This window comes from Streptococcus urinalis 2285-97 (genome assembly GCF_000188055.2).
Lineage (GTDB): Bacteria > Bacillota > Bacilli > Lactobacillales > Streptococcaceae > Streptococcus > Streptococcus urinalis.
The window spans coordinates 1,181,140-1,203,938 of record NZ_AEUZ02000001.1; the positions used below are offsets into that span (position 1 = coordinate 1,181,140).

The window sequence follows — 22,799 nt, forward strand, 5'->3', positions numbered from 1 at the left end:
GAAAGTACAGATAACTTTTAATTTAAATCTGTAAAAGAATAGGGAAGTAACCCTCCGACCGTCATCTCGACCGTCTCACCTTTTTTGGATATAAGTGTAACCTTAGCTGATGGCTCAAAAAATTCAGCCATAACTTGACGACAAGCTCCACAAGGAGAGACTGGTTCTTCAGCCTCACCATAAATGGCAATTTCAGAAAAATTAGTATAACCTTCAGAAACTGCTTTAAAAATTGCGGTACGTTCTCCACAATTAGTTAAACCAAAACTGGCATTCTCAATATTACAACCTGTAAATATTTTTCCATCTTTTGTTTTAACAGCTGCTCCTATCGGAAAGTGTGAATAGGGGACATAAGCATTTTTACTTGCATTTTTAGCAAGTGATACTAAGTCATTCTCAACCAATCAATTAATCTCCTTAACCTTTATTTTGTTTAAAATTGGGCCAGAGAATTAATTTTTTCAACTCATATTTTAGCATTTTTTTAGAATTCTGTAAGCCCTTTATGAAAATGAAATTATTCACTATTTATAACTTCTGAGAATATAGTAACCTTTATCTTTCTTAATAATTTCACAGTTACCAAAAACCATTTGCATTTTTTCTTTGGCGCTAGGTGCACCTTGCTTTTTTTGGATAACAATTGTTAAATCACCATTATTAGATAAATGTTCTTTGCTTTTTTCAATTATTTGATGCACTACTTTTTTACCAGCTCTTATCGGCGGATTACTAATTATATGGTTAAATTGTCCTTGAACATTTTCGTATAAGTTTGACTGTTTAATTGAAGCTTTAACGCCATTTCGAGCTGCATTTTTTTGTGCTAAATTTATCGCTCTTTCATTAATATCAACCATAGTAACACCTAATTGAAATACCTTTGCTAAAGCAATTCCTAATGGACCGTAACCACATCCGACATCTAACAAGCTATCATTTGTATTTATATCTAAATTATTCAACAAAACTTGACTTCCATAGTCAATCATTTTTTTTGAAAAAACACCAGAATCCGAATAAAACTTGAATTTTTCTCCTAAAAGAGTAACATTTAAGTCATGAATGTCATGTTCGCTATTTGGATTTTGGGTAAAATACATATTATTCATTATTTCACCTGACTCTTAAGTTGCTTTTTCATTTTACCACACTTCATTCCCCTTGACAATACTGCAATCGCTTACAAATCGATTCTAAAAATAGAGAAAAGCTTTTAATATTCGCTTTTTACGAACAATACTTCATGTGAATGATTTCATTTAATCTACTTCTTAATTTTCTATGATTGAATTTACCATTTTGGTTTGACAAAACAAATTATAAATTTTTTAAAAATGTTTATCTTAAAATAAAATGTTATAATAAGTTATTGTATTTTGAGGAGATTATCATGACAAACGATTTAATGACTTTTGAAGCTGTTTCTAGAGATTTTTGGAAAGGCTTACATGAAACCAAGAAACCTCTACTTTCTGAAGCGGAATTAGAATCTATAAAAAGTCTTAATGATAATATTAATATCCAAGATGTTATTGATATTTATCTCCCTCTAATATCACTCATCCAAATTTATAAAAATAACCAAGAAAATCTTTTATTTTCTAAAAGCCTTTTTTTAAAAAGAGAAATTTCTAAACGTCCTTTTATTATCGGAATTTCAGGATCAGTTGCAGTAGGAAAATCTACAACGAGTCGACTATTGCAATTACTCTTATCACGATCCTTCAAAGAGAGTAAAGTTGAAATGGTAACTACCGATGGCTTTTTATATCCCAATCAATATCTCATTCAACATAACATTTTAAATCGTAAAGGTTTTCCAGAATCTTACAATATGGAATTACTTTTAAACTTTTTAGATACTATGAGAGATGGCGGTAATGCTACTATCCCTGTTTATTCTCACGAAATTTACGATATCATTCCTAATCAAGAGCAAGACATTTCTTGTCCCGATTTTTTAATTATTGAAGGCATTAATATTTTCCAAAATCTACAAAATAACAATCTCTATATGACTGATTATTTTGATTTCTCAATTTACATTGATGCTAATAGTCAACTTATTGAAAGCTGGTATTTAGAAAGATTTGAAAGTTTACTAAACATTGCTCAATTAGAACCCGAAAATTATTATCATCGTTTCTTAGAGATGGGGCATGATAAAGCTATGCAACTAGCTAAGGATACTTGGAAAACTATTAATTTAGTAAATCTTGAAAATTACATCGCACCAACTCGTCATAGAGCAGATCTTATCATGCACAAAACCAGTCAACACAAAATTGATGAAATTTATCTCAAAAAGTGATAAAGACTTGCCAAAAAGCTTATTATTCTATATAATGATATAGTTAGATTAATTTGGAGGTGAAAACATTGGCAAATATTAAATCAGCTATCAAACGTGCTGAACTTAACGTTAAGAGTAATGAAAAAAACTCAGCACAAAAATCAGCTATGCGTTCTGCAATCAAAGCATTTGAAGCAAATCCAACTGAAGAGCTTTTCCGCGCTGCTTCTTCAAGCATCGACAGAGCTGAATCAAAAGGATTGATTCATCAAAATAAAGCTAGTCGCGATAAAGCACGCCTTGCTGCAAAATTGGCTAAATAATAAACCAATGAAAACTCCAAATGGAGTTTTTTCTTTTTCTTAAAAAAAAAAGAACTTCTATAAACCGAAGTTCTTTTAAATTCTCACTTCAAAAACAGTTCCTTTGGGTTTATTATCTTTGACTTCAATTGTTCCTTTAAGCGATTCTACAATTTGATATGCTAAAGAAAGGCCTAGTCCAAAACCACCTTTTTGACGTGTTCTAGCTTTATCAACCCTATAAAAACGATCAAATATCTTTTTCTTATCTGCTTCATTAATGCCTGGTCCATCATCTTTAATAGTAAAATAGAACAACTTGTCACTTGCATCTATTGTAATACTAATATGGCCATCTTCTTCCGTGTATTTCATTGCGTTATCAAACAAAATAGTCATTAATTGTTTTAATAGTGTTTTATCAGATTTGATTGATTTGGATAACAAATTTGTAACTGTTAAATGTTTGCCATTATCTTCAGCTATTAACTCATAATTTTTAAAAATATCATCAAAGAAAGTAGGATTAATTTGTGCTAATTCAGGTTTTAAACCATCGTCTCTTCGCGCTAAGTTTAATAAATTAGTTGTTAAAATCCGCATATTTCTTACTTCTTCTAAACTTGAAGCAATGCTTTCACTATTATCAATAATAGTCGTCTCGGGTTTTCTAAAAAGAGACTCTAGGCGGTTTTGCAAGACAGCTAATGGTGTCCTTAACTCATGACTAGCATTTTCAACAAATTCTTTTTGTTTTTCATAACTTTCTAATATTGGTTTTCGACTCCAGTTTGCTAAATATATACTAGCACCAATTGAAATTAGCCAGAAAATCACCATGATAATGATAATAATTTTTTCATATCTTGTATTTGCCTCTTCTAGTTGTTCTACGTTTACAACAACCATCATGTAAGCAATTTCAGGATAGTTTGGGCTCTTAATTTTTAGGGTTATGGTATGGTATGTTTCCTCATGCCCATATAAATTAGTCGAGCTTGTCGTGACAATTTCATTTAAAACACGTCTATGCAAACTAAATGAATGAAAGGCACTGAAGGTATCAAATGGATTTAAAACGGTACCGTCTTTAGAAAAAAGAACAATATCCATATTAGCAGTCAAATCATTTAAAGGTTTTGCTTTTTCATTACTTGAGGTATTTGGCTTATCAGAACTACCGTAAAGTGATATCATTCTTTCCATTGTTTTTTCAGCATAATCTGTGGCATTATTTGATACTGATTTCAAACTAGAATCTGCACTTGAATAAACACCAAACTTCATTATTTGTAAAATGAGAATCGTCATTACTAAAAAGATACCTGTGAAGACAGTAAAAAAATGAAAAAAATGACTAAATGTACCTGATTTTAGATTTTTTGAAACTTTAGTCAGCATTTTTTAGCATATACCCCACACTGCGTAATGTTTGTAAATCATTCCCAAATTTAGTGCCTTTTAGTTTTTTACGAATTTTTGAAACATAAACTTCAACTACAGAAATTGTTGTGTCACTATCAAATCCCCAGATTCTATCAAAAATTTGAGATTTAGGCAAAATGACATTTTGATTTTGTAAAAAATAGACTAGTAGATCAAATTCTTTTCCTAGAAATTCAATTTCATTGCCATCAACTAAGGCTAGTTTCCTAGAAGTATCAATTACCAAATCTCCATAAGTTAGATTGGAATCGTTATACTTACCTGAACGTTTCAGTAATGCTTGAATTCTCATTTTTAGTTCTTCAAGATAAAATGGTTTGGTCAAATAATCATCAGCGCCAAGCTCAAAACCGTGACCTTTATCGTCTAATGCTTCTTTGGCAGTCATAATAAGAACAGGTGTTGAAATTCCTTTTTCGCGAAGTTCTTTTAGTACTTGAAAACCATTTTTTTCAGGCAACATCAAATCTAAAAGTATGAGGTCGTAAACACCACTTTCAGCTTCGTAAAGACCTTCTTCACCGTCAAACACTTGTAAAACATCAGCAAAATCATCTAAAAAGTCAAAAACAGAATTAGATAAACTTAAATCGTCTTCAATTAATAATATCTTTATCATATCAGTCTCTCCTATACACACTATTATATCATTTTTACTTACAATATCGCATTTACCTTAACTTAACCTAAAAAACTACTAGGCATGCCTAGTAGTTTTTTTCTTAATATTGTCTAAGAGAATACTCCACAGTATCTTTTTGCTGGTTCATGAGTTTAAGTTTTGCAGTAATTTCATTGATTCCCATAACGATATTTCTACTGATAGCCATATCATCTAATTGAGGTTGGAAGAAGTCTTTAAATTCTGTTAATCTCACTTTTGTTTTGAAATGTGAAGCTGGATAAATGACAAATTTATCAAAACTCATATCTCCTCCAAGTGAATCTTTAATCCATTCCCAATTAGTTCGTGCCCAATCCCAAACATAATCTTGAGTAAAATCATGACTTAATAATGCATTATACCAAGAAGACAAATCTTGAGGTTTAATAATATCTTTATCCTTCAAGCTAACTAAAATACGACTGATAGTTTCATGTGATTTCGTATAAGCTAAAGCCATTGTGATATCAATTCTAATATTATTGTCTTTTGTATTAACATAGTTTTCAAAATAAGTTTGAATTAATGCATCACTTTCATGATGTTTGATTTGATTAATCAATACAAACCGTCTAAGAGCAGCAGGAATCTCATTAAATGAATTTTGATACTCTGTATAGATGTTATCAAGAAACTGGCTGGTTTCCAGATGATCTGTAAATAAGAGTTGCGATAACATAATCCGACGAATCATTTCATCTTCATCAGATTCATCGGCATGTTTTTCAAATCCTAATCTCTTAAGATCAGATAAGAAAATAGCATTAACGATATGTTTCAACGACTGTTCTTCTGCCGAACCGTCATCAACGAAATCTTTCAGTGCTGAAATAATTTGACTAATAGCTGATGCTTCCAAATAAGATTTAGCTTCAGTTAATTCTGCAACGACAGGTATTAGATCCGCATAAACTTCTCTACCACTCTCTGAAAGGAGTCTTCTTTCTTGTAAGACTTGTGCTTTAGATGTTTTGTCAAGTTGAGAAAATTCTTTCAGAATTTCAAGGAACAATGGCCCTTTATAATTAGAAATAAAGTGCGCTGTATTTTCAGTATTGAAACGTAAAGCACCTTTATACTTTTTTAATAATTGATCAAAATTTGGAATAATGATTTCTTTTTGGTTCAATGTTTCAGGAATTTCTTCCCATGTTGCATTTAATGGAATTGGCCAAACTCTGTCTTTATTTTCACCTTCTCCAATAAAGAACTGTTCTTGACTAATAACAAGATTATTGTCAACCACTTCAGCTGTAACAACTGGATAACCAGGTTGTTCTAACCATGCATCCATAAAGCTTGAAACGTCTTTTCCTGAAGTTTCACTTAAGGCACGCCATAAGTCTTGTCCAATAGTATTATGGTACTGATGACGTTCAAAATACACTTTTAAGCCAGCTGCAAAGTCTTTATCACCAAGCCAACGTCTTAACATATGCATTAAACGACTACCTTTGGCATATACGATAGCAGGGTCAAATAAAGTATTGATTTCATCAGGATGGTTAACAGTAACATGTACAGATTGAACACCATCAGTAGCATCACGTTTTAATGCTAATGGTACACCACTCGTTTGGAAATCTTCAAAGATATTCCAATCAGGTTCAATAGCATCTACAGAAACATATTCCATCATATTGGCAAAACTTTCGTTTAACCATAGATCATCCCACCATTTCATTGTAACTAAGTTACCGAACCATTGATGCGCAATTTCATGTGCTACAACTAATGCTACTTGTTGACGACTTGATACTGTCGAATTTTTGTCAACTAATAAATAGATTTCTCTATAGGTGATCAATCCCCAATTCTCCATAGCTCCAGCAGAAAAATCTGGTAAACCGACATGGAAAGAATGTGGAATAGGGTATTTGACCCCAAAATAATTTTCGTAAAAATCAATAACTCTGACAGCGATGTCAAGTGAGAAATCAACTGAAGTCAATGGATGTGATGTTGTTGCATATACACCAACACTAGTTCCGTTTTTTGTTTTAGCTACTTTACCGTGTAATTCTCCAAAAGCAAAGGCCAAAAGGTAAGAAGACATTCGTGGAGTCGTTTCAAACGTCCAAAGACCCGTTTCTTCACGAAGTGAAACATTACTTTCAGGCATATTAGAAAGACAAACTTCACCTTCTTTTTGATCAAATTTTAGACTTAAATCAAATGTTGCTTTAGCTTCAGGCTCATCAATACATGGAAAAGCTTCACGGGCAAAATGACTTTCAAACTGTGTTGAAATAATTTCTTTTCGTTGTCCATCAATTTGATAGTAAGAAGGATAAATCCCAGTCATATTATCAGTAATATGACCAGAGAATTCAATAACAAGCGTCATCATGCCCGTATCAGGTAAATCAACGTGGATTGAATCATTTTCATCATCTACTGAAAATTGTAGTTCTTCGTTATCAAGCAATATAGAAGTAACTATCAAGTCTTTTTGGTGAAGTGAAATATGATAATCCAATGCTTCTCCATTAATAGCAACATTACCTAAAAAAGATTTTGTTTCACGATTAATATCCAAGAAGATATTGTAATTTTCAGGTACAAATTTTTGGACATAATGTTCTACAGATTTCATAAAACTCCTTTATAATTCGATGATTTTTCCGGTTTTTAAGTAAACTACCCATTCACATATATTTTTAGCATAATCACCAATTCGTTCTAAAAACATTAAAACTTGGAAGTATTCTTTACCAGCAAAAGCTGCATCTGGTGTTTTTCGAATTTCTTCTACTGCTAAATTTTGAATATCCCTAAAGTAATTATCAATAATTTCATCAGAAGCTGCAATTTCATAAGCTTTGTCAACATCTGCTGTGATATAGACATTTAAAGCATCTTCTACCATGACTTTTACTGCTTTACCCATTTCATTGATTTTTTCTTCAACAACAGGGATTCTTTCTTCACCTTTCATACGAATGGTAGCTTTTGCTATTGAAGCAGCATGGTCTCCCATTCTTTCAACATCACTTGAAGCTTTCAAAACAGTAATAACTTTTCGTAAATCAATTGATACCGGTTGTTGCAGTGCGATAATTTCTAGTGATTTTTTTTCAAGTTTAGTTTCGTCAGTATTAATAACTTCATCGTTTTCAATAACATTTTTGGCTAAATCTCTGTCATGGCTAACAAAAGCTCGAACTGAACGATTAATCTGGCCAAGGACTTCTGTACCCATTGAATAAAATTGATTATGCAATTTATCCAATTCTTCTTCAAATTTTGTTCTTAACATATTAGGTATCTCTTTCTTTCAAAATACTTTTTAATTTTTAACCAAACTTACCAGAAATATAGTCTTCTGTTTCTTTTCGTTTAGGGTTCATAAACATTGATTTCGTATTGCCAAATTCTAACAAATCGCCACCTAAGAAGAAGCCTGTTTTATCAGAAATACGTGAAGCTTGTTGCATTGATCTTGTCACGACAACCATCGTATAATCTTTTTTCAAGGTAAATAAGGTATCTTCAATTTTTCCTGCAGAAATAGGATCAAGTGCCGATGTCGGTTCATCTAGTAAAATAATTTTTGGACTGGTAGCAAGAACACGAGCAATACAAACACGTTGCTGCTGTCCACCTGACAAACCTAATGCTGAGTCATGAAGTCGATCTTTAACTTCATCCCAAATTGATGCACCAATCAAAGATGACTCTACTGCCTCATCTAATACTTTTTTATCATTAATGCCTTTTAATCTTAAGCCATAAACAACATTTTCATAAATGGTCATTGGAAAAGGATTTGGTTGTTGAAAAACCATTCCAATTTCTTTTCTAAGATCAACAGTATCTGTTCTAGGACTATATATATTATGACCATTATAAACAATGGAACCAGTCGTTGTTACTTCAGGATTTAAATCGTTCATACGGTTAATAGAACGTAAAAGCGTTGATTTACCTGATCCTGAAGGTCCAATTAAAGCCGTTATTTCATTTTCAATAAAATCTACAGAAACCTTATTAAGGACTTTCTTCTTGTTATAGTAAACAGATAAATCATTTACTTTTAGAATAGGTTCTGACATGAATGATTTTCCTTTCTAACCAAAATGTCCAGAGACATAGTCATTTGTTGTTTGACAACGTGCATTTTGGAAAACATTTTTAGTTTTATCGTATTCAATTAAATCGCCTAAATAGAAAAAGGCAGTATAATCACTTGCACGAGCTGCTTGTTGCATGTTATGCGTTACAATAATAATGGTATAGTTCTTTTTAAGTTCAAACATCGTTTCTTCGAGTTGCATTGTTGCAATTGGGTCTAAGGCTGAAGCAGGCTCATCCATAAGAAGAATATCAGGTTTAACTGCAATAGCTCTAGCAATACAAAGACGTTGTTGTTGACCACCTGATAAAGTGAATGCAGATTTGTGCAAATCGTCTTTGACCTGTTCCCAAAGAGCAGCTTGTTTTAAAGAAGTTTCAACAATCTCATCCAAGACTTTTTTATCTTTGATACCAGCTCTTTCATATGCAAAAGTAATATTACGATAGATTGACTTAGCAAATGGATTTGGTCTTTGAAATACCATACCGATATGTTTACGAATCTCATAAACATTCATATCTTTGCTATTAACATCAATTCCTTCATATAAAATTTGACCAGTAACATTAGCAATATCAATGGTGTCATTCATGCGGTTTAGACTTCGTAAATAGGTTGACTTACCACAACCTGATGGTCCAATTAAAGCAGTAATTTTATTTTTTTCAAACTGCATATCGATTCCTTTGATAGCTTCTTTACCACCATAATAAACATGTAAATCTTTTGTAGCTAAAGCTATGTTATCGTCAGGAAAAGTAAGGATATGCCTTTCGTTCCAGTTATATTCTGTCATGAGTAAATTATCTCCTAGATTACTTTGCAGCCGTCATTTTAGAGTGAATTTGTTTTCCAATAAATCGAGCTGATAAGTTGAAAATTAATATAAAAATTAATAAAACAGCTGCACTTCCGGCTGAAACTAATGTTCCATCAGGAATTGTTCCTTCACTGTTAACCTTCCAAATATGAACAGCTAATGTTTCAGATTGACGGAAAATTGAAATTGGACTTGTGACACTTAATGGGTTCCAGTTTGACCAATCAAGCGCAGGAGCTGATTGTCCTGCAGTGTAGATTAAGGCAGCTGCTTCACCAAAAATACGACCTGATGCCAGTACAATACCTGTAACAATTCCAGGCAAGGCTTCTGGGATAACGACATGTAAAACAGTTTCCCATCTTGAAATTCCAAGAGCTAAACCAGCTTCACGTTGTGTATGATGAACATTTCTTAAACTGTCTTCTACGTTTCTTGTCATTTGTGGCAGATTAAATACGGTTAGGGCTAATGCACCAGAAATGATTGAAAATCCATATTGAAATTGGACAACAAAAATAAGATAACCAAATAGTCCGACAACAACTGAAGGAAGGGATGACAAAATTTCAATACAGGTTCTTATAAAATCAGTAAGTCGACCTTTTTTAGCATACTCAGATAAATAAACACCAGCACCTAAAGAAAGTGGAATTGAAATAATGAGGGTAATTACTAGAAGGAAGAATGAATTGTAAAGCTGAATTCCAATTCCTCCACCTGCTTCATAAGAAGATGATTGTCCAGTTAAAAAATGCCAACTAATATGAGGCAAACCTCTCACAAGAATATAAAGGATAAGAGAAGCTAAGATAGCAACGATGATAGCTGCAATTGTATAAAGCAGACCAGTTGCTAATTTATCCATTTTTTTAGCGTTCATAATTTCTCTTTCTCTCTTTCGTAATTAATTTAACAAGTGAATTAAAGGCTAAACTCATTAATAATAGAACCAAGGCTAAAGACCAAAGAACATTATTTTGAACAGTTCCCATAACAGTATTACCAATACCCATGGTCAAAACAGACGTTAGAGTTGCTGCTGGCGTTGTCAAAGACGTTGGCATGACTGCAGAGTTACCGACAACCATTTGAATAGCAAGTGCTTCACCAAAAGCACGAGCCATACCAAAAATGATGGCAGTAAAAATTCCAGGTCTTGCAGCATTTAAGATAACACGCCAAATAGTTTGCCATCTTGTAGCTCCCATTGCTAAACTAGCCTCACGATAGTGTCTTGGAACTGCTCTCAAACTATCTGTTGTCATAAAAGTAACTGTCGGAAGTATCATGACAAATAAAACACAGACCCCTGATAAAATACCAAATCCTGTACCACCAAAAATAGACCTCACCAATGGTACTATGACTTGCAAACCAATAAATCCATAAACAACAGAAGGTATACCAACCAGAAGTTCAACTGCTGGTTGTAGAATTTTGGCACCATATTTAGGTGAAATTTCTGTCATAAACACTGCTGCTCCTATTGCAAAAGGTGTTGCGATTAAAGCTGATAATATAGTAACAATGAATGAGCCTGTGATCATTGGTAGTGCACCAAGCATTGGTTTTCCATTTGAACCTTTAACACTTGGTTGCCACTCTTTTCCAAACAGAAAATCAAAAATATTAATTTTATCAACAAAGAAAGTAGATAACCCTTTTTGTGCGACAAAAATTAAAATCATTGCAACAATAAACACGATTAAACCTAAACAAAGAAAAGTTATGGTACGACCAAATGTTTCTAATCTTGAATTTTTAGAAGGTGAAGCTAATTCTTTAGCTAAATCTTGATTTTTCATAATTCCCTCTCTACTTTGCTGACACTTTTCCATCAGCTGATTTTTTAACTTTCATATCATTGATTGAAATATATCCCATATTATGGACAATTTTCGTTTGAACTTCATCTGATTCCATGAATGTTAAAAATTCTTTAGTTAACCCTTTTGGTTGGCCTTTCGTGTACATATGTTCATAAGACCAAATTGGCCAATCATTTGTTGTTACATTTTTTGAAGTTGGCTTAAAACCATTCAATTTTGGTGTTTTCACACTGGAATCAACATAAGCAAAGGCTAAGTAAGAAATTGCTCCTGGTGTTTGAGAAACAATTGATTTTACCATTCCATTTGAATCTTGTTCTTGACTTTGCTTAGCATTTTTTCCGTCCATAACGACTGCATCAAAAGTCGCACGTGAACCAGAACTAGCAGCTCTATTAATCACTGTGATATCAATATCTTTTCCACCTAATTGTTTCCAATTAGTGTATTCACCAGTAAAAATTTTACGAAGTTGATCAGTCGTTATATTATTCACATCAACTTTTTTATTAACAATGATTGCCATCCCAGCAACTGCAACTTGATGATCAACTAATTTTGAGGCATCTATTCCGTCTTTTTCTTCAGCAAAAAGATCACTATTCCCAATTTGAACGGCTCCAGACTGAATTTGTGAAAGACCAGTACCTGACCCACCACCTTGAACATTAATGGACTTACCAATATGATTATGCCCAAATTCATCAGCTGCTGCTTCTACCAGAGGTTGAAGTGCTGTTGAGCCAACAGAGGTTATCGTTTCACCTTTATCAATCCACTTAGAACAAGCTGATAAACTAACCGCTGCAAATGTGGCTAATGCTAATACCAAAAAACGTTTCTTGAGTTTCATTTTTATTTTCCTATTCATTTTTAAACGTAAAAATTAATAATGAGAATTTTTAATTCCCATATTGAAATAGTAACATATCATAAAGCTCTTTTAAAGCATATTTTCACTTTTAAACTTTAAAAATTGTTCAATAACAGATTAAGCTTGAAAACGTAATCCTTTAGGATAATAATTCTTCAATACATTTCCAACAACCTTTGCAAATCCTAATCCATTACCATTTACAGTCACTTGATACCATCCATTACTATATGTTTTAGATAAGGTTATGGTGCGACCTTGAACATAATCTTTATACTGTTCTATATCAATTTCAATAAACTGTACTACATCATCTGTTGTTAAAGCTAACCCTAAAGCAAATGAGGGCTCGAATCGATTTTTCTTAAATGTTCCAAGATGTAATCCATTTCTAGCAATTTTTAAGCGACTCATATCTGGGAGTCCTTTAGGCACAAGGTAAAGTTCTTGCCCAAAAACATCAAATTGACCTTCTAGAGTTATCGAAAGTGATTCCTTTTGAAAAGCCTGCCATAACTTCGCTTGATCTTTTTTTAAGTTATTTTGACTATTTTTTTTATTTTTTAAAGTTATTCTTGCGTCGGATATGGGACGATTATCTCTTAATACTGCTACAAACTGACCTTCGCCACGAAAATGATGAGGGTACATCCGTGCCACTTCTTCTAGCTCTATCCCTGAAACCATTCCATTTAGCTTTTTAACATTCATTACCTCAAGATAAGGATAGTTCTCTAACAACCAATTGACCACATCTTCATTTTCTTCAAGGGACCAGGTACAAGTTGAATATACTAATTTTCCTCCAGGTTTTAGCATTTTTAAGGTATCTTTTAAAATGTCTTTTTGTAACAATGAACACTCAGTTGGATATTGTTCACTCCAATAAGAAATGGCATTTGGATCTTTACGAAACATCCCTTCTCCAGAACATGGGCCATCAAACACAATTAAATCAAAATAATCGTTAAAAACTCTAGAAAGATTAGCTGCACTTTCATTAGTAACAACAACATTTCTAGCTCCAAACCGCTCAATATTCTCAACAAGAACTTTAGAGCGTTTTGTTGAAATTTCATTTGAAACTAATAGTCCCGTATTTTCAAGATAGGATAACAAATGGGTTGATTTTCCACCTGGTGCAGCAGCTAAATCTAGTATCTTCATATTTTTTTGTGGTGAAGCTACTTGAACGACCATCTGTGCCGCAGGTTCTTGTGAATATACTAAGCCAGTTGCATGTTCTGGTGACTTCCCACTAATTTTCCCATAATAACCCCATCTCGTATTATGTATGGGATTATCAAATGTTTTTTGCACTTTTTTTAAAGGATTAACACGAAAAGCAGACACTGGCTCTTGATCAAAACTTTGAAAAAAAGCTGGCGCCTCTTTAGCTAATATATTACTGTATTTTTCAGTGAATTCTTCTGGAAACAACATATCTCTATTATACTATATATTTTTTGTTTTGAACCTTGAAAAAGCCTATTTCTTTTAGAAATAAGCTTTATAAATGAATATATTTTTGTATGAAGTCTATTTTTGATGTCGGAACAAACATGATCTTTTGCCTTTCACAAAATGTTAAAGGGCTACCATCTATACCAATCAATGTATAACCAAGTTTTTCACCCATGATTAAAGCTGCTGCATAATCCCATGGTTGGATGTATGAAAAGTAAGCTAGAAGATGTCCTTTCATAACTGATGTCATTGAAATTCCAGAGCCACCATAAACACGAATCCCTAACGTTTTATTAGCCAGATCTTTTATACCATAAGCATTTTCAGCAAACATTAAGGCATTTGTCCCTATCAAGGTCCTATTTAATGGTTTATCTTGATAATTTGGAAGTAATTTGTCATTTGCATAGACATTAAATTGACCACCCCCACTATAAAGCGTATCTTCCATAACATCATATATAAGTCCAAATTGACCTACACCATTTTCAAAATAAGCAATCATGACAGCGAAATTTTCTTTTTGGACAATAAAATTTACAGTACCATCAATTGGATCAATTACCCATACATTACCATCAGAAATAGGATGAAAACAATCATTTTCTTCTGCCATAATGTGATCATTAGGGTAATGGTTTTTTAGTTTTTCAATAATAAGGTCTTGTGTTGATTTATCAATATCTGTAACCAAATCAGAAAAATGACTCTTTTCTTCAATTGAAACTTGATTAAACATCTGTGACTTGATATAAGAACCAGCTTCTCTAATCACTTCTTTTGCAAAGTTAAATTTATTTATCAAGAGAAATAAATCCTTCCCTTTTTTCTTTTGCAGCCTTGACAACGTGATAAGTTGAGTAACCGCTGACTTTTTCAAAATCCCGATCGATTTGTTTTTCTTGAGCCTTACTCTTAACAATACTTTTATAAGTATTGTAAGCCTTCAAGATATCTTGAGCTTTAACCTTTGTTTCATAGGCTTTTTCAACTTGATTCAAAAAATAAAGCACTGATGATATTTCTTCAGTGCTCCAAGTTAAATCAAGCGGATAACTATATTTTTGTGACATTACCCTTCAATCTCCGCTCTAATAGTAGCCTGACGTAATTCTTGTTTACGATAATCTCTAGAAAGGAAAGCCCTAATTTCATCCTCGTTAAAACCAATTTGCATCCTCTTATCATCCATAATGATTGGACGACGTAATAGACTAGGATTATCAGCTATTAATTGAATTAAATCAGATATTGTCAACTCTTCAACGTCTATAGCTAATTTTTGAAAGACTTTTGAACGTGTCGAAATAATATCTTCTGTTCCATTTTCTGTAAACGATAAAATAGACATTAATTCGTCTTGTGAAAGTGGACTTGTAATAATATTATGTTCTTCAAAATCAACTTCATAATTTAATAGCCAAGACCGTGCTTTACGGCAACTTGTACAGCTCGGTGATAAAAATAAGGTAATCATTCTTTTTCCTCTAAAAAAACTTATTGTCCTTATTATATAAAAATTTAATCTATTTGGCTATCTTTTTCCCAACTTTGTGCGATTTTTTTATCAGCTTCAAGTTGCGTCACTAAATCCTCAATACCAGCAAACTTAACCATATCTCTGATTTTTTCTAGCCAAATGATTGTGATGGATTCTCCATAAATGTCACCTGAAAAATCAAAAATGTTCGCTTCTAGCCTCAATTCTTTTCCGCCAAAAGTCACATTTTTGCCAACACTTGTCATTGAACGATAGCGTTCTCCATTTATAATGACATCTGTTACATAAACACCGTCACCTGGAATATAAGTTCTATCTATTGGTGCTAAATTAGCTGTTGGAAAACCAATCGTTCTTCCTCGTGCATCCCCATGAACAACCAAGCCTCTTGTTTCATACTGATAACCAAGTAATTGATTGGCTTCTAGCACATTTCCTTCTAATAATAATTGTCTAATTCGAGTTGAACTTATTTTATGACCTGCAAACTGAACTTCGTCAATTGTAATAACTTGACCGTCAAAATTTCTAGCCAAGTAATCTGAGTCCGTTCTATTATGACCAAATTTGTAATCAAATCCAACAATAACATATTTAGCATTCAATCTCTTAATATATTGTGAGATAAAATCATCAGATGATGTCAAAGAAAATTGCGTCGTGAAATCTGTCAAATATAATTTATCAACACCATACTCTTTAAATTTTTCATATCTTTTTTCCGGATAAGTTATATGAAGTAATAAATCAGGGGTATACTTAGCAAATGCTAATTTAGGTGATTCATTAAATGTTAAGGTAATGATTGGTAAATTTTCTTTTTTTGAAATTTCCTTTGCTTTATCAAACAGGGCTTTATGACCAAGGTGAAGAGCATCAAAGTATCCTAAAACTAAAGTAGTTTCAGCATTATCGATTGCTTTTATGTGATTATTAAATTGAATTATTTCCATTATTTCCTCAAATTAAAACTTTTTTTGGCTTATAAAAATTTTCTTGTCTCAACGTTAAAATTGCAATTAGTTTTTCATCTGAAAATGCTGCTAACACAGGTTGATTTGATGCCAGTCTAATAGTTCTACCAAAACTAATTTCAGTTACTTGCTCATCAGTCAACTGAACTTTCTCCAAATCAGATACACCATACTCTATTGGTAACAAAAAAGAATAATCTTTATCTTCGACATATTTTTTTACATTCTCTAATGTTAATGCCGAATCTAAAGTAAGTCCTGCAGACTCTGTTCTAATGAGTTTTGACATATGACTTGGGAAGCCACATTTTCGTCCTAAATCAACAGAAAGCGTTCTAATATAAGTTCCCTTGCTACATTTAACTGAAAATGAAAATCGACAAGTTTTTGTTTCCTCATCAAATTCTAAACCACTTGTGCGTTTAAAGTCAAATATCCTAACTTGACGACTAGGTCTTTCAATCTCAATTCCTTCACGCGCATATTCATACAATTTTTTTCCATTAACTTTGACCGCAGAATACATAGGAGGGACTTGTGTAATGTCGCCAATAAATGATGTCATTGCATGATCAATCTTAGATTCATCAATCATCTCAGGACTGACAAATTTTTGCTCAATAATATCACCACTAACATCTTCAGTGCTAGTTGAATAACCTAATGTTATTTGTCCTTCATAAGCTTTTCCAGCCTCAGTCATAAATTCAATGACACGAGTTGCTTTACCTACTGCAATAGGTAAAACTCCTTCAACATCTGGATCAAGAGTTCCACCATGACCAATCTTTTTTTCTTTAAGTATTTTTCGTAATTGAAAAACAGCATCATGAGAAGTCATTCCAACTTCTTTTTTCAAATTTATTATCCCATTAATCATAATTGCTATTATATCACATCCTTTGTGTCTTAAAAATATTTTAATATTAAAAGCACTAGCTTTTTTGCTAGTGCTATTACCCTTATAATGCTGTTTTTGATAATTCTTGCATTTTTGCAATATCATAAGTAATCATATTACCTTCAGTATCATAGAAAGTTAAGGAATCATCATTATAAATGACTTTCTCTAGTGAGATATTGTATTTTTTAGCTAATTCATTTAAATGAGCTTGCAAAGTAGGTTTATCTAAACCATAGGTTGGAATAGAATCAATTAAAGCAGGTTTTTCTTCTTTATTTGATGCGGATTCTTCACTATTATTTTTATCATTTACCTTATCATTATTTTCTTCAATATTAGAATTAGATTCTGATTTTTTTGAATCATCACTTATAGAACTATTCTCTTTTGGCGTTTGTGTCATAACTTTTTCAACTTCTTGACGTTCAGCTTCTGATAAATCATTCATAGAAATGGAAAGACGTTTTTCAATAGTGAATTTAGGAATTGTATAAGAACCATCTTTCCATTTAATGGTAGAAGGATCTAATAGATCTTCTGCACTGAAAATATATCCATCATTTGTAGTAAAACGACCCTCTGACATTGCTTTTTTCACTTCATCTGCCGTATGGATAATTTGCCAATTCTTCAAACCTTGACGTTTATTTTCTGGAGTGGCATTCATTATGACAACATCGACTTGTTCATGACCTGGATTTGACCAAATATCAGGTCTTGCTTCAGGATGTTGCATAACATATTTTATCGTAGCAATTTGTTTATCTGTTAACCAAGAATAAGGCAAAACATGAATATGATCAATATGTGGAATAACAAAGGAACTCCCTGTATCATAAGAGGCATTTCCAGCATGCATTGGAAGACTAGTTACAGATACAAGTGCTGCAGGTTTGATATCATTATCCACAATATCATATTTATAGTTTGTTTTATCTTTTAACATTAATTCTTGTTCAGCAAATGCGATTTGAGTTAAATCGAGTTGCTCTCTTGCATAGAATACTGATTTACCATCAACTAACATTGTGTAACCCACTTTTCCTGATTTCATTTCTTTTGAAAGTACTTTATGTGGATCAAATACAGTCTTACTTTGTTTAGTTAATTTTTCTTTATCAATTGAGATATCGTGTGATGCAATCCATTTTTCAACTGCTTTCAACTCATCTTGTTCTAATTCACCAAATCCAAAGTAATGGAAATGAGTATCATGTTTTGCTGTGACACCATTTTGATCAACTTCAACAATTGACTCTGGTGAAAAAACGTAACCATCATTTGTATCATATGGTTTCCCATCTAAACCTTTGCCATAAGCTTGAATCGTTTTCCCCATAAATTGATGTGTAACGGTACTTGATTTAGGAGATTTTTCTTCTTTAATAGTAATATTACTTTTACCATAAAGATGAATATCAGCCAACATCTTTTCTAAATCAGATAATTGATTACGAGGAATAATATGATAGTGATCACCATGGGGCATGACATAGCCAAAATCATTTGCTCTTGTGACTTTTTCTGGATCAAAAACGAGTCCATCTTCTTCAACGTGACGCTTTGATTTAGGAAGCTTATACAGTTTATTCAATAAAGCTTTATATTCAGCATTACTAGGTGCTGGGAAAGTTGTCCGTATGTCATTGTTATCATGATGTTGTTTACGATTTTCAAAAGGATTTGTAATGACATGACCTTTATTTGGTCTAAAACCATAATAATTTCCGCTAGCTTCATTATATTGAGCCGGATTATGGTGTCTGCCAATACCTTTATTAGAATTGGCTACAACAGTTGTCTTATTTCCTTTTTTACTGTTCCAATAGGCTTGCGCTTCAGATAATTCTCTTGGAGAAAGGTCTTTTTTGGGAATATAATGGAAGTGATTGCCATGCGGTACTAAAAAAGCATCTCCCATGTCGTCAATGACATCTGTTGGATTAAAGATATAACCATCATCTGTAGTATACCTACCTTGACTCTTGGCTTTTTGGACTGCTTTTTCTTGAGATTTACTTAAATGATGCCCACCATGTCCATGCTTATTAGCCTTTGCCTCTTTGGCACCTTTTTCAGCTTGTTCTGCAATTTGAGCTTTAGTTCTGATATTTTCACGTTTACTACCTGGTTTTAAGTAAAGATAATATTGTCCCTTAACTTTGATGATATAACCATCTTTAACTGCATTGATGACATCTGATTTATTAAAGACATAATTTGGATCTTTTATAATCAATTCCTCACTAATAAGGGCATTGTAAGGTACTTTACCATTGTAGAAATGGAAGTGGTCTCCATGAGAGGTCACATAACCTTGGTCCGTTATTTTGACAACAATTTGTTCTGCAGTAATACCTTCTTCTGAACTAATTTGATCAGGTGTTTTCTGATTTTTATGAGTTGTCTTTATTTTTTTTCCTTTATTAGGAACATAAGCAACTTGATTTTCACTGGCTTCTTTTTGACCAGAATATTTTCCTAAAGCATATGTTCCAATATTAGCAGCTAATAAAATGCCAACTGCTGAACTAATAAAGATATATTTCTTTTTCATGAGTGCTCCTCTATTTAAGTTGTTGATATAATTTTTCAAGATTTAACTGTAAATTTTCTAAGTAAGATCTATCATTTTTAGGTACAGATTCAAGTGGACTTAATGTATCCATTTTGGCACCTGTAGCTTTTGCAATTGTTTTTGCAATCTTTGGATTAACATTATCTTCTGCAAAAATAGTTTTTACTTTATAATGTCTAACAAAGTCTTCTATTTCAGTTAATTGTCTTGGTGATGGTTCTCTATCATTTGATATTCCAGAAATCCCTAATTGTTTTAGACCAAAACGTTTTGCTAAATAAGAAAATGCAGTATGTTGAGTTACAAATGTTTTCGCCTTAGTATTTGCAAATTTAGATTTGTATTCCTTTGTCAAAGCCATAGACTTATCTTTGAATTTTTGAGCATTTCCCATATATATCTTTTTATGTTTGGGATCTTTTTTAGCTAGTTTTTTAGCAATATTATGAGCTTCTTCAGAAGCTAGAACTGGATCCGTCCAAGTATGCGGATCGTATAATGTTGCTGGATCGATTCCTGGTGTTTCAGGAACATCTTCTAAACCACTTACTCTATCTAATTTTAGACTTGCAGAGGCTTCGAAGACATCTACTTTTGATTTTTTTAAATTTGGATGTAAATTTTTAGCCCAAGATTCTAATGTATGAGAATGATAAATAAATAAGTCCGCATCATAAATAGCAGAGACATCATTTACAGAAGGCTCAAAAGAGTGTATCCCAGCACTTGATTGAATCATCCTAACATCATTTAGTTCTCCAGAAATAGCTTTTGTCATAGCATACATTGGATAAAAACTAGTCACAATTGACATCCCTTTATTCTCATTTTGTGAATTTGTTTTTAATCCACATGAAACTAAAAAACAAGAAAGTAATATCACTAAACTTATCCTAAATTGACGTTTCATAAACCCTCCTTTGTTTGCATTTAACTGGTTAAGTTTATCATTGTTTGTTAGTATTGTCAAATTTATATTTAATCAATGTCTCTCTTAAAATCAGACGTAATATCTCGATAAGGTTGAATATCTTGAACATACTCTAATACACCTTGAAATTCATTATTTTGATCATGAACGGCTTTATAGGTGACATGCACAAATTTATTAAGACGTTCTGATTTAAACCACATCGTGACTTCTTCTTTTTGTCCACTTCTTAGTTGTTCAATAACTGATTTAACTTTTTCTAAAACCTTAGGAGGATGACATAATTCCACTTGTCTTCCCACTTGACTTGGTGTCCGTTTAAAGATCATTTCTTCAGTAGGTGCAAAATCATTATAGTATTGAAATAGATTATCTTTATTAACAAATGTAATTTCCATAGGTAAATGATTGTTAAAATCTTCTTGAACACTTTCAGGACTTGCTCCTAAATGTAATTTTAGAAGAATTTCTTTTAAAATTTGAATCCTTTCATTCTTCATTCCTCTTCTCCAATCACCTCATAGCCATGGCATTCTAGCATTGTCTTAATATCATTCAAAGGAACTTTAGCCAACTTAGATCCCGCCTTTAAACTGGTAACTTTTCCTAAAGTATTTAACATAGCAGGATTTGCTAATGGTTTAAAGCCTATTTCAACAAGTAATTCTTTTAATTCAGGATGTTCTTTAATCAATTGAGCAACGGGAATATTTAAATCAATTTCATTCATAACAACTCTCCTTCTTAGGATTTTAGGGCATCAAATTTCTCACGCATGGTTGGATTTCTTCTTGTTAATTTTTTGACAGAAACATCATCAAGTTTATTATTTGCTAACCTTAACTGATTTTCACTGGTGGTTAAGAAACGTTTGACTTCTTCCATTCTTCTAATTGATTTATCAATCTCATCAATTGCTTTTTTAAAGTTTTGACTTGCTGAATTGTAATTCTTTGCAAATGCTGTTTTAAAAGTATCGAGATCAGATTCAAAATGAGTAATATCGATATTTTGTTCTTTGACAACAGCTAATTCTTGCTTGTATTTCATAGCATTTAATGATGCATTTCGCAAAATACCTATTAATTGAATAAACAATTGTGGCCTCACAACATACATTTTTTCATATTCATGACTAACATCAACGATTCCGGTATTATAGTAATCATTATCAGATTCAAGCATTGAAACTAATACTGCATATTCGCATTTTTTCTCACGTCTGTCTTTATCTAATTCTTTGAAGAAGTCACTGTTTTTATGTTTTGTTTTCGTCATATCTGCTTCATTTTTCATTTCAAACATAATTGACAGTAATTCAACACCATTCTCATCGGCTTCTCTGTAAATATAGTCTCCCTTTGAACCTGTGGAAGAAACAGTATTATCTTTTCCAAAATGAGCATTAGGAAAAGCATAGCTTCTTACTTTGTTAAACTCATTTTCAGCAAATAGTTCCAGACTCTCGCCAATTGCTTTTGTTGATTGTTGCGCTTTGAAATTTTTATAAAATTCAACTTGTTCGTTAGCAGCTTTCAACTGAGATTCATAGTCTTTTGTAATTGCATGAATAGCCAAATCATTCTCTTTTTCTTGAACCAATAATTGAGTTTGAATGGCATCTTTTTCTTTTTCTAAAATAGCTGTTTTTTCTGCTATTTGATTTTTGTTTTCTAAAATTGTTTTTTCAAGCTGATTTTGTAACTGATCAATTTCACGTTCTTTTTGAGAAAGGTGCTTAGCTAATTCATATTCATTTTTAGATTGAATCGTTTCTAAGGCAGATTTTAATTGGTCAATTTCTTTTTCTTTTTCAGCTAATGCTTCTTGCTTTTTATACGTTTCTTCTTGTTTTATTTGATTTAGTTGATTTTGTAACTGCGTCATTTCAATCTCGTGGGTAGCTGATTTCTCTTGCAGTTGATTCTTTGTCTTTTCTTCCAAAATGACAATTTCTTTTTCCAATCTCAATTGTAATTCATGATCAAATTCTTGACTCCTCACTTGCTCTAACAATTGACTATATTCTGACTCATTAATTGTAAAAACTTGGTGACAATGGGGACATTTAATTTCATTCATAACACTATAAATCCTTCTTCATTCTTAGCACTATTATAGCAAAAAAA

At 32.3% G+C, this 22,799-nt stretch carries 23 protein-coding genes and 1 pseudogene; 2 read left to right on the top strand and 22 right to left on the bottom strand.

The window, feature by feature from the left end; translation table 11 throughout:
- Positions 1-17: 17 nt before the first annotated feature.
- Complete coding sequence (locus STRUR_RS05980) at positions 18-407, bottom strand: cytidine deaminase (protein WP_006739964.1); 390 nt, start codon at positions 405-407, stop codon at positions 18-20.
- Between the two features lie 120 nt (positions 408-527).
- Positions 528-1,115: a class I SAM-dependent methyltransferase gene (locus STRUR_RS05985; protein ID WP_006738483.1), complete on the bottom strand. Its 588-nt coding sequence runs from the start codon at positions 1,113-1,115 to the stop codon at positions 528-530.
- Positions 1,116-1,396: 281 nt separating this feature from the next.
- Between STRUR_RS05985 and coaA the strand changes: the two genes are divergently transcribed.
- Positions 1,397-2,317 carry a type I pantothenate kinase gene (gene coaA / locus STRUR_RS05990; RefSeq protein ID WP_006740427.1) on the top strand — a complete coding sequence of 307 codons (921 nt, stop codon included), beginning with the start codon at positions 1,397-1,399 and terminating at the stop codon, positions 2,315-2,317.
- Positions 2,318-2,370: 53 nt separating this feature from the next.
- On the top strand, positions 2,371-2,622 hold the full coding sequence (gene rpsT, locus STRUR_RS05995) for a 30S ribosomal protein S20 (protein WP_081479441.1): 252 nt from the start codon (positions 2,371-2,373) through the stop codon (positions 2,620-2,622).
- A 75-nt stretch (positions 2,623-2,697) separates the two neighbouring features.
- Here the strand turns inward: rpsT and STRUR_RS06000 are convergent, their stop codons facing one another.
- From STRUR_RS06000 to STRUR_RS06095, 20 genes and pseudogenes are all read right to left on the bottom strand, one after another.
- Positions 2,698-3,999: a sensor histidine kinase gene (locus STRUR_RS06000; protein WP_269208134.1), complete on the bottom strand. Its 1,302-nt coding sequence runs from the start codon at positions 3,997-3,999 to the stop codon at positions 2,698-2,700.
- Positions 3,992-4,666 (bottom strand): response regulator transcription factor, encoded by a 675-nt coding sequence (locus tag STRUR_RS06005; RefSeq protein WP_006738882.1) that lies wholly within the window; start codon positions 4,664-4,666, stop codon positions 3,992-3,994. The genes STRUR_RS06000 and STRUR_RS06005 overlap by 8 nt, the downstream gene beginning before the upstream one ends.
- 103 nt (positions 4,667-4,769) lie before the next feature.
- A complete protein-coding gene (locus tag STRUR_RS06010) occupies positions 4,770-7,307 on the bottom strand; it encodes a M1 family metallopeptidase (RefSeq protein WP_006738772.1) in 2,538 nt (845 codons plus the stop codon).
- A 9-nt stretch (positions 7,308-7,316) separates the two neighbouring features.
- Positions 7,317-7,970: a phosphate signaling complex protein PhoU gene (phoU, locus tag STRUR_RS06015; protein ID WP_006739252.1), complete on the bottom strand. Its 654-nt coding sequence runs from the start codon at positions 7,968-7,970 to the stop codon at positions 7,317-7,319.
- Positions 7,971-8,007: 37 nt separating this feature from the next.
- Positions 8,008-8,766 carry a phosphate ABC transporter ATP-binding protein PstB gene (pstB, locus tag STRUR_RS06020; protein WP_006738781.1) on the bottom strand — a complete coding sequence of 253 codons (759 nt, stop codon included), beginning with the start codon at positions 8,764-8,766 and terminating at the stop codon, positions 8,008-8,010.
- Positions 8,767-8,781: 15 nt separating this feature from the next.
- Positions 8,782-9,585, bottom strand: coding sequence for a phosphate ABC transporter ATP-binding protein PstB (gene pstB, locus STRUR_RS06025; RefSeq protein WP_006740422.1), 804 nt, complete (start codon positions 9,583-9,585; stop codon positions 8,782-8,784).
- A 19-nt stretch (positions 9,586-9,604) separates the two neighbouring features.
- Positions 9,605-10,492: a phosphate ABC transporter permease PstA gene (pstA, locus tag STRUR_RS06030; RefSeq protein ID WP_006739946.1), complete on the bottom strand. Its 888-nt coding sequence runs from the start codon at positions 10,490-10,492 to the stop codon at positions 9,605-9,607.
- Positions 10,482-11,417: a phosphate ABC transporter permease subunit PstC gene (gene pstC, locus STRUR_RS06035; RefSeq protein ID WP_006739049.1), complete on the bottom strand. Its 936-nt coding sequence runs from the start codon at positions 11,415-11,417 to the stop codon at positions 10,482-10,484. The genes pstA and pstC overlap by 11 nt, the downstream gene beginning before the upstream one ends.
- A gap of 10 nt (positions 11,418-11,427) precedes the next feature.
- Positions 11,428-12,294, bottom strand: coding sequence for a phosphate ABC transporter substrate-binding protein PstS family protein (locus STRUR_RS06040; RefSeq protein ID WP_006738464.1), 867 nt, complete (start codon positions 12,292-12,294; stop codon positions 11,428-11,430).
- Positions 12,295-12,432: 138 nt separating this feature from the next.
- A complete protein-coding gene (locus tag STRUR_RS06045) occupies positions 12,433-13,758 on the bottom strand; it encodes an RsmF rRNA methyltransferase first C-terminal domain-containing protein (protein ID WP_006740551.1) in 1,326 nt (441 codons plus the stop codon).
- A gap of 67 nt (positions 13,759-13,825) precedes the next feature.
- Positions 13,826-14,587 (bottom strand): inositol monophosphatase family protein, encoded by a 762-nt coding sequence (locus STRUR_RS06050; RefSeq protein ID WP_006739634.1) that lies wholly within the window; start codon positions 14,585-14,587, stop codon positions 13,826-13,828.
- Positions 14,577-14,855 carry a UPF0223 family protein gene (locus STRUR_RS06055; protein WP_006738452.1) on the bottom strand — a complete coding sequence of 93 codons (279 nt, stop codon included), beginning with the start codon at positions 14,853-14,855 and terminating at the stop codon, positions 14,577-14,579. The genes STRUR_RS06050 and STRUR_RS06055 overlap by 11 nt, the downstream gene beginning before the upstream one ends.
- Positions 14,855-15,259 (bottom strand): Spx/MgsR family RNA polymerase-binding regulatory protein, encoded by a 405-nt coding sequence (locus tag STRUR_RS06060; RefSeq protein ID WP_006738916.1) that lies wholly within the window; start codon positions 15,257-15,259, stop codon positions 14,855-14,857. The genes STRUR_RS06055 and STRUR_RS06060 overlap by 1 nt, the downstream gene beginning before the upstream one ends.
- 44 nt (positions 15,260-15,303) lie before the next feature.
- Complete coding sequence (locus tag STRUR_RS06065) at positions 15,304-16,236, bottom strand: bifunctional riboflavin kinase/FAD synthetase (RefSeq protein ID WP_006740438.1); 933 nt, start codon at positions 16,234-16,236, stop codon at positions 15,304-15,306.
- Positions 16,237-16,243: 7 nt separating this feature from the next.
- On the bottom strand, positions 16,244-17,137 hold the full coding sequence (gene truB / locus STRUR_RS06070; RefSeq protein WP_006739586.1) for a tRNA pseudouridine(55) synthase TruB: 894 nt from the start codon (positions 17,135-17,137) through the stop codon (positions 16,244-16,246).
- A gap of 82 nt (positions 17,138-17,219) precedes the next feature.
- Entirely contained in the window at positions 17,220-19,718 is a 2,499-nt protein-coding gene (locus STRUR_RS06075; RefSeq protein WP_006738982.1) for a pneumococcal-type histidine triad protein, read from the bottom strand.
- 10 nt (positions 19,719-19,728) lie between these two features.
- On the bottom strand, positions 19,729-20,649 hold the full coding sequence (locus tag STRUR_RS06080) for a metal ABC transporter solute-binding protein, Zn/Mn family (protein WP_006738630.1): 921 nt from the start codon (positions 20,647-20,649) through the stop codon (positions 19,729-19,731).
- A 68-nt stretch (positions 20,650-20,717) separates the two neighbouring features.
- Positions 20,718-21,080, bottom strand: a pseudogene (locus STRUR_RS06085) (PAS domain-containing protein); the annotation flags it as partial.
- 86 nt (positions 21,081-21,166) lie between these two features.
- Positions 21,167-21,400 carry a DUF1858 domain-containing protein gene (locus tag STRUR_RS06090; protein ID WP_006739232.1) on the bottom strand — a complete coding sequence of 78 codons (234 nt, stop codon included), beginning with the start codon at positions 21,398-21,400 and terminating at the stop codon, positions 21,167-21,169.
- A 14-nt stretch (positions 21,401-21,414) separates the two neighbouring features.
- Positions 21,415-22,752, bottom strand: a complete 1,338-nt coding sequence (locus STRUR_RS06095) for a DUF2130 domain-containing protein (RefSeq protein WP_006739572.1) — start codon at positions 22,750-22,752, stop codon at positions 21,415-21,417.
- Positions 22,753-22,799 lie beyond the last annotated feature (47 nt).

What these genes read in the sequence shown, in the direction of transcription:
- pstC (WP_006739049.1), bottom strand. Translation starts at nt 11,417, where the DNA reads ATGAAAAATCAAGATTTAGCTAAAGAATTAGCTTCACCTTCTAAAAAT.
- STRUR_RS05985 (WP_006738483.1), bottom strand. Translation starts at nt 1,115, where the DNA reads ATGAATAATATGTATTTTACCCAAAATCCAAATAGCGAACATGACATT.
- STRUR_RS06060 (WP_006738916.1), bottom strand. Translation starts at nt 15,259, where the DNA reads ATGATTACCTTATTTTTATCACCGAGCTGTACAAGTTGCCGTAAAGCA.
- STRUR_RS06055 (WP_006738452.1), bottom strand. Translation starts at nt 14,855, where the DNA reads ATGTCACAAAAATATAGTTATCCGCTTGATTTAACTTGGAGCACTGAA.
- STRUR_RS06010 (WP_006738772.1), bottom strand. Translation starts at nt 7,307, where the DNA reads ATGAAATCTGTAGAACATTATGTCCAAAAATTTGTACCTGAAAATTAC.
- STRUR_RS06040 (WP_006738464.1), bottom strand. Translation starts at nt 12,294, where the DNA reads ATGAAACTCAAGAAACGTTTTTTGGTATTAGCATTAGCCACATTTGCA.
- STRUR_RS06095 (WP_006739572.1), bottom strand. Translation starts at nt 22,752, where the DNA reads ATGAATGAAATTAAATGTCCCCATTGTCACCAAGTTTTTACAATTAAT.
- STRUR_RS06045 (WP_006740551.1), bottom strand. Translation starts at nt 13,758, where the DNA reads ATGTTGTTTCCAGAAGAATTCACTGAAAAATACAGTAATATATTAGCT.
- STRUR_RS06065 (WP_006740438.1), bottom strand. Translation starts at nt 16,236, where the DNA reads ATGGAAATAATTCAATTTAATAATCACATAAAAGCAATCGATAATGCT.
- STRUR_RS06005 (WP_006738882.1), bottom strand. Translation starts at nt 4,666, where the DNA reads ATGATAAAGATATTATTAATTGAAGACGATTTAAGTTTATCTAATTCT.
- pstA (WP_006739946.1), bottom strand. Translation starts at nt 10,492, where the DNA reads ATGAACGCTAAAAAAATGGATAAATTAGCAACTGGTCTGCTTTATACA.
- STRUR_RS06075 (WP_006738982.1), bottom strand. Translation starts at nt 19,718, where the DNA reads ATGAAAAAGAAATATATCTTTATTAGTTCAGCAGTTGGCATTTTATTA.
- STRUR_RS06080 (WP_006738630.1), bottom strand. Translation starts at nt 20,649, where the DNA reads ATGAAACGTCAATTTAGGATAAGTTTAGTGATATTACTTTCTTGTTTT.
- STRUR_RS06090 (WP_006739232.1), bottom strand. Translation starts at nt 21,400, where the DNA reads ATGAATGAAATTGATTTAAATATTCCCGTTGCTCAATTGATTAAAGAA.
- coaA (WP_006740427.1), top strand. Translation starts at nt 1,397, where the DNA reads ATGACAAACGATTTAATGACTTTTGAAGCTGTTTCTAGAGATTTTTGG.
- pstB (WP_006740422.1), bottom strand. Translation starts at nt 9,585, where the DNA reads ATGACAGAATATAACTGGAACGAAAGGCATATCCTTACTTTTCCTGAC.
- pstB (WP_006738781.1), bottom strand. Translation starts at nt 8,766, where the DNA reads ATGTCAGAACCTATTCTAAAAGTAAATGATTTATCTGTTTACTATAAC.
- truB (WP_006739586.1), bottom strand. Translation starts at nt 17,137, where the DNA reads ATGATTAATGGGATAATAAATTTGAAAAAAGAAGTTGGAATGACTTCT.
- phoU (WP_006739252.1), bottom strand. Translation starts at nt 7,970, where the DNA reads ATGTTAAGAACAAAATTTGAAGAAGAATTGGATAAATTGCATAATCAA.